General features: G+C 60.4%; 5 protein-coding genes and 2 pseudogenes. 4 read left to right on the forward strand and 3 right to left on the reverse strand.

Features of this window, described 5'->3' with window-relative positions; all coding sequences use genetic code 11:
• Positions 1–33 precede the first annotated feature (33 nt).
• Positions 34–1,086: an IS110 family transposase gene (locus K7W03_RS26395; protein WP_222887867.1), complete on the reverse strand. Its 1,053-nt coding sequence runs from the start codon at positions 1,084–1,086 to the stop codon at positions 34–36.
• 286 nt (positions 1,087–1,372) lie between these two features.
• On the opposite strand from K7W03_RS26395, the gene K7W03_RS26400 reads away from it, so the two are divergent.
• Complete coding sequence (locus K7W03_RS26400) at positions 1,373–2,266, forward strand: XdhC family protein (protein WP_319024350.1); 894 nt, start codon at positions 1,373–1,375, stop codon at positions 2,264–2,266.
• Positions 2,267–2,313: 47 nt separating this feature from the next.
• Here the strand turns inward: K7W03_RS26400 and K7W03_RS26405 are convergent, their stop codons facing one another.
• Positions 2,314–3,537, reverse strand: a complete 1,224-nt coding sequence (locus tag K7W03_RS26405) for an IS256 family transposase (RefSeq protein WP_222887871.1) — start codon at positions 3,535–3,537, stop codon at positions 2,314–2,316.
• A 140-nt stretch (positions 3,538–3,677) separates the two neighbouring features.
• On the opposite strand from K7W03_RS26405, the pseudogene K7W03_RS26410 reads away from it, so the two are divergent.
• A pseudogene (locus K7W03_RS26410) lies at positions 3,678–3,860 on the forward strand (integrase core domain-containing protein); the annotation flags it as partial.
• A 277-nt stretch (positions 3,861–4,137) separates the two neighbouring features.
• Here K7W03_RS26410 and K7W03_RS28410 read toward each other — a convergent pair.
• Positions 4,138–4,669 (reverse strand): annotated as a pseudogene (locus K7W03_RS28410) (hypothetical protein).
• A gap of 251 nt (positions 4,670–4,920) precedes the next feature.
• Here K7W03_RS28410 and K7W03_RS26420 point away from each other — a divergent pair.
• Both K7W03_RS26420 and K7W03_RS26425 read left to right on the forward strand, forming a co-directional pair.
• Positions 4,921–5,424, forward strand: coding sequence for a hypothetical protein (locus tag K7W03_RS26420; protein ID WP_222887873.1), 504 nt, complete (start codon positions 4,921–4,923; stop codon positions 5,422–5,424).
• Positions 5,418–5,864 (forward strand): glutathione S-transferase family protein, encoded by a 447-nt coding sequence (locus tag K7W03_RS26425; RefSeq protein WP_222887875.1) that lies wholly within the window; start codon positions 5,418–5,420, stop codon positions 5,862–5,864. The genes K7W03_RS26420 and K7W03_RS26425 overlap by 7 nt, the downstream gene beginning before the upstream one ends.
• Positions 5,865–5,909: the final 45 nt, after the last annotated feature.

Consider the following 5,909-nt stretch of genomic DNA (forward strand, 5'->3'; position numbering starts at 1 on the left):
GCGGCCGAGAACGTCCATAACCCACTACCCGCTTCACGCACACAATCTATCCCTAGTGGGTGTATGCGTCAACCGGATAGGCACGCTTGTTTCCTTGCGCAGGGTCGCCCAAGCGATCCGCGCCAGCTTGTTAGCCAGCGCCACCACCACGGCGTTGCGGTGGACTCCGCGGTCCATCATCGCCTTGAGCCATCGCCCCAGCGGCGTGTCGCTCTGCGACAGCGATGGCAGTGCTACTCGGGCGCCGTGAATGAGCAGGGTGCGCAAGTAGGTGTTGCCACGCTTGGAAATGCTAAGAAGCCGGGCCTTGCCGCCGGTGGTGTGCTGCCTGGGAACCAGACCGAGCCAGGAGCCCAGGTCTCTGGCTTTGGCGAAGCTGCTTGCATCGCCTACCGCGGCGATCACGGCCGTCGCGTTCAATACCCCGACGCCGGGAATCGATGTCAATCTTCGCGCGGCCGCATCATTGCGTGCCAGTTCGACGAACTCTCCGTTCAGCGCCTCAATCTTCGCATCGAGTTCTTTCCATTCGCCGCGCAACTCGCCAACCAGGTGGCGCACGCGCGGCGATAATGGCGCGTCGTCCCCGGCCAGCATGCCATCGACGCCAAGCTCGAGCTTGCGCCGCCCGACCGGGAAAATCACCCCGCGTTCCAGCAGGATCGCCCGCAACTGGTTGATCAGGCTGGTGCGCTCGGCCACGAGGCGCGAACGCACGCGGTGCAAGGTCTGGATGTCCAGTTGCTCCTGGCTCTTGAGCTCGACGAAGCGCATCGTCGGGCGCGAGGCGGCCTCGGCGATCCCCTCGGCATCGCGGTCATCGTTCTTCTGCGCCTTCACATACGGGCGAACGTACTCCGGCGACATCAAGCGGATCTCGTGTCCGTGCGCAGCAAACAGGCGACCCAGATGGTGGGCACCGCAACAAGCTTCCATCGCGACCACGCAGGCCGAAAGCTTTGAAACATAGTCGATCAGTGTCTGGCGGCGCATCGATCGCCGCACGACCACCGCGCCGATCGCGTCAACGCCCACCACGCTGCACGAGTTCTTGCCTAGATCAACACCAAGGATCACAATAGACATCGGTCCGTTCCTTTCCCTCTTCAGATACCGGCATCATAACCGATGCCGGAGAAAAGGGCGGGCCATCCCATAATCAACCTGGACCAATCGGTGGGGCCCGATCAATCCTGCCAAGCGCCATAAAAATGGTGCGAGTCTCTGCGAATGCTGGTAGAAACTTCAAACTCAGACCAGCGATTTTGCTGGAAAATGACGACACGTCGGGAGATAACTCATTCTTTCTGATGCGAGGACGAGCGCACCGGCGGCAACGACGGAGGAGGTCTTCCGTACGTTGGTAGAGGGTGTGCGTGATGGCCATCGCGGCGTTCTGGCTACGATTACCGGGCTCACTGGGACTGGTGCCCGCGCAGTCGGCACGCACATGGCGGTGCTCGACAACGGTCACAATGCCGGCTCCTTCTCGAGTGGCTGCGTCGAGGAGGCAATCGTCGCCGAGGCGCTGGCTGTACTTGGGGAGGGCTTCTCCCGTAGCATCCGTTTCGGCGAAGGCTCGCCCTATATCGATATCCGACTTCCATGCGGGGGCGGAATGGACGTGCTTTTTCAACCCGATCCGCGGGTCGATTTAATCGAAAGGGCGCTTGTATGTCTCGGCGCCCGTCAGCCGATCGTCTTGAGACTTGACCGTGCCGCGCCTCTTTCGGTTTCTTGCGGGGGGATACTGGCAGGGACAGGCTGGGACAACGGAGCCTTCTGCGTTCATCACGTCCCGCCGCTTCGAGTAATCCTTTTTGGGCAGGGCGCGGAGATGCTGACAATGCTCCGTCTCTGCCGCAGCTTTGGTGCTTCGGTCGAAATCTACTCGCCTGACGGCCAGGTCGTCGCGTCGGGCCTGGCGGAGAAGGCGCGGTCAGTGCGGCTACTATCTGCGGGTAGTCCGCTGGCGTTGGAAGGTGATCCCTGGTCCGCCTTCCTCTTCCTCTTCCATGACCATGACTGGGAGCCGCCGCTGATTGCGCGGGCTCTCGATACGACTTCATTTTGGGTTGGTGCGATGGGCAGCACTGGCACGCATAAAGTACGGCGGGCCGCCCTGGCCGCGGAAGGCGTTTCGAACGAACGAATTGCGCGCGTGCGGGGTCCGGTTGGTCTAATCCCAAGCTCGCGTGACCCCGCAACGCTCGCGCTCTCGGCATTGGCAGAGATCGTCACTGCTTATCGTGCGGTACTACCATGATCCTCCGGGACTGTCAGGATTTCCGTGTGCGGGCGGGCGATTGCACATTACGCCGCCATGGCTTTGATGAAGCGCTCGCCGAAGATGACGGCGAACTGGGCCTTGGCCATGGACCACTCACGTGGCGGCATTTTCCACTCTTTCTCTGACCGGTTCAAGATCAGATAGAGCAGCTTGGTCGCGGCGTCGTCGCTGGGGAAGTGGCCCCTGGCCCGGACGGCGCGCCTGAGCTTCGAGTTAAGCGCCTCGATCGCGTTCGTCGTATAGACGATCCTGCGGACCTCGTCGGGGAAGGCGAAGAACGGGATGACCTCGGCCCAGGCGCGCCGCCAGCTTTGACCGATGGCGGGATAGCGCTGGCCCCACGGGCCAGCCTCGAACGCCGTCAACGCCTTTTCGGCCGCATCGGCGCTGGGCGCGCGGTAGATTTCCTTGAGTGCTGTCGCCAGCCCCTTGCGATCCTTCCAGGAGACGAAGTCCATCGAGTTCCTGAGCAGATGAACGATGCACGTCTGGACGATGGCTTCCGGGAAAACAGCGGTAATCGCCTCGGGGAAGCCCTTGAGGCCATCGACGACGGCCAGCAGGATATCCTCCGTGCCGCGGTTCCGAAGCTCGTTCATCACCCTGAGCCAGAACTTGGCGCCTTCGTTCTGCTCCAGCCACAAGCCGAGCACCTCCTTGGCGCCGTCGGCGCGCACCCCCAGCGCGATGTGGATCGCCTTGCTGCGGACCATGCCCTCGTCGCGGATCTTCACGCGAATGGCGTCGAAGAACACCAGCGGATAGGCCGGATCGAGCGGGCGTTGCTGCCAGGCGGCAACCTCCTCGAGCACGGCATCGGTGACGGTCGAGATCAGGTCGGGCGAGACATCGAGGCCATACAACTCGCGTAGATGGCCGGTGATCTCCCGCGTGCTCATGCCGCGCGCGTACATCGAGACGATCTTGTCATCGAAGCCCGGAAAGCGGCGCTGATACTTGGCGATCAGTTGCGGATCGAAGCTGCCTTGCCGGTCGCGCGGAACCTCAATGTCGATCTTGCCGGTGTCGGTCAAAACCGTCTTGCGGCCGTAGCCATTGCGGTTGTTCCCGGCCTGCTCATCGCCGCCCAGATGATAATCCATCTCGGCATTGAGCGCGCGCTCGGCCGGCGCCTTCTTCAGCGTATCCAGCAGTCCGCCCTGATCCAGCGCGGTGGCTGCATCCGTGCCTGCCAGAAGTTGATCACGCAGATCAGCCGGGATCGCCGGCTCCTTGCGTCGGGACATAGTGGGACTCCTTCTTACCCATTATGCCCGCCCGCACACGGAAATCCTGACAGTCCCTGATCCTCCCGCTCGAAGTGAGCGCGGTCGTCCTGCTCTGCGCGGGCCTTTCGCGGCGTTTCGGTACCCATAACAAAGCATCCTGGACTAACGGCCAGGTGGAGCGAATGAACCGGACGATCAAGGAGGCGACGGTCCAGCGCTACCACTACGATAGCTATGCCCAGCTGACCGCACACCTCCACGACCTCATCAACACCTACAACTACGGCCGTCAACTGAAGACCCTGCGCGGCCTCACACCCTACGAATACATCTGCAAATGCTAGACAAACCAACCTGAACGTTTCCGCCTAAACCCGCACTATCAAATGCTGGGACCAAACAGTCATGCCGCTGCCCTCCGATTGAGTATGCGGGTGGCGAGCATCTCGCCGGCCGCCTTGGCCGCGGCGGTCATGATGTCGAGATTGCCCGCATATTTCGGGAGATAATCTCCCGCCCCTCGACCTCGGGGAACACGCTGGTCTTGAGCCCGGCGAACTCGCTATCGCCCGGGATCTTGAGCAGGTTGTTGGACCCGAACCGCTCGAACTGCACTTCCTACTTAAGGCGGTAGCCCGGCACGTAGGACTGGACGGAGGCGACCATGTCCTCGACCGACTGGCGGATCTTCTCCTCGTCGACTTAGTCGGTCAGCGTGAACACCGCGTCGCGCATGATCATCGGCGGCTCGGCCGGATTGACGATGATGATCGCGCGCCCCTTGCCGGCGCCGCCGACCACCTCGATGCCGTTGGCTGTGGTATGGGTTAATTCGTCGACGTTGGCGCGCGTGCCCGGACCAGCCGAGCGCGACGAGACCGGCAACGATTTCTGCATAATGGACCTTGGTCACCCGGCTCACCGCCGCTACGATCGGGATCGTCGCCTGGCCGCCGCACGTCACAATGTTGACATTGTCCAGGTCGAGATTGGCGTCAAAATTGACCGGCGGAGCAGTGAACGGCCCGAGCGCCGCGGGAGTGAGGTCGACAATCTGCTTGCCGTCGGCGCGCAGCACCGAATCATGCTTTTTGTGAGCATAGGCCGAGGTGGCGTCTAACACCACGCCGACCTCCGGATAGACCGGCATGGCCTTGAGTCCGTCCAGCCCCTCATGGCTAGTGGCAACTCGGCGCGAGAGCTATCGCCAGCCCCTCCGACGCCGGGTCAATGCCGACCACCGCCGCCAGCTCAAGGCTGTCCGGGCCGTTAAGATTTTGGAGGCGTCGCATCCGGTTGCATGTTACACATCACGCTTGCATGTTACGTATAACGAAGGTAGGACTCGCATACCGCCATTGCCAAAGGCTATGGACGACCTAACGAACGGAGGAGCAAGAAGTGCCGTCATCACAAGCCGAGTATCTCTCTGAGCTATCAAGTAAGCTCAGTGGCTATCTCTCGGAATATTCACCGACGACGACGGAAGAACGTCAGGAGCTCCGCCATGTTACGAGCCCCGAGCGGCTAAAGGAGTTTCATCGGATCCTAACCGGAGAGCTCGACAAAATACTCGAGGTACTCGACCGATACCATCCCGACAAAATTCCTGAAGAGTGGCGTCCAATAGCGAATGCCGTCCTCTTCCTCGCGGAAGCGGACAGCCCAGTGGTGAAGTGGTTGCCTCGCTGGGGGATACAAGAATTACCGGATGCGCTCGACCCGCGCCATTTCGAAATAAAAGAAAACTTTTATGATTCGGCCGCAGGCGCGTTTCGGACCCGCATGGCTAAAAAAATTCCACGGAAAACCCGGAGCAAAAAAGTAAAAGTTGATGAAGGGGAGCCTACGAGTTCTGAACAAAGAGAAGCTAGATTGAAGAGTGGAGGGACGCAACAATGCTAAAATTCTATACTATATTGCCGGATAACGACGACCTCCGCGGTGCGCGGCAAGCCACCAAGATCTCAATAACTCTTCAGGAAATCGGCGAGCCGTTCGAAACGATCGACTTGGATCGGCGTAACGAGGTCAGACCGCTCGGTTCCGAATACAGGAAGACGATCAATCCGAATGGTAGAGTTCCGGCTATCGACGACAACGGCTTCGTCTTATGGGAAGTCGGCGCAATCTTGAACTACATTGTGAGAACACGTTTGGCGGCGCGCGCGTTAGTGCCAGCCGATGTTCACGAAAGAGCATCATGCGATCAGTGGCTCTATTGGGAGGGAACAACCCTCACGCCGGACCTTATCGCATATCTTACCTTATTGACCAGCATGAATTCATCGTTCGTGGCGTCCGACCTAGGTTTCGTGGACAAAGGGTATCCATTGCAGGGCTGAGACGAGATTGACGAAGCCGAGGTAGGACTCTTTGGTTTTGTCGTA

The sequence above is a fragment of the Sphingobium sp. PNB genome, assembly GCF_019873065.1.
Lineage (GTDB): Bacteria > Pseudomonadota > Alphaproteobacteria > Sphingomonadales > Sphingomonadaceae > Sphingobium > Sphingobium fuliginis.

Bases quoted from the DNA above. Each gene is read 5' to 3' on its own strand.
- K7W03_RS26395 (WP_222887867.1), bottom strand. From the start codon at position 1,086: ATGTCTATTGTGATCCTTGGTGTTGATCTAGGCAAGAACTCGTGCAGC.
- K7W03_RS26425 (WP_222887875.1), top strand. From the start codon at position 5,418: ATGCTAAAATTCTATACTATATTGCCGGATAACGACGACCTCCGCGGT.
- K7W03_RS26405 (WP_222887871.1), bottom strand. From the start codon at position 3,537: ATGTCCCGACGCAAGGAGCCGGCGATCCCGGCTGATCTGCGTGATCAA.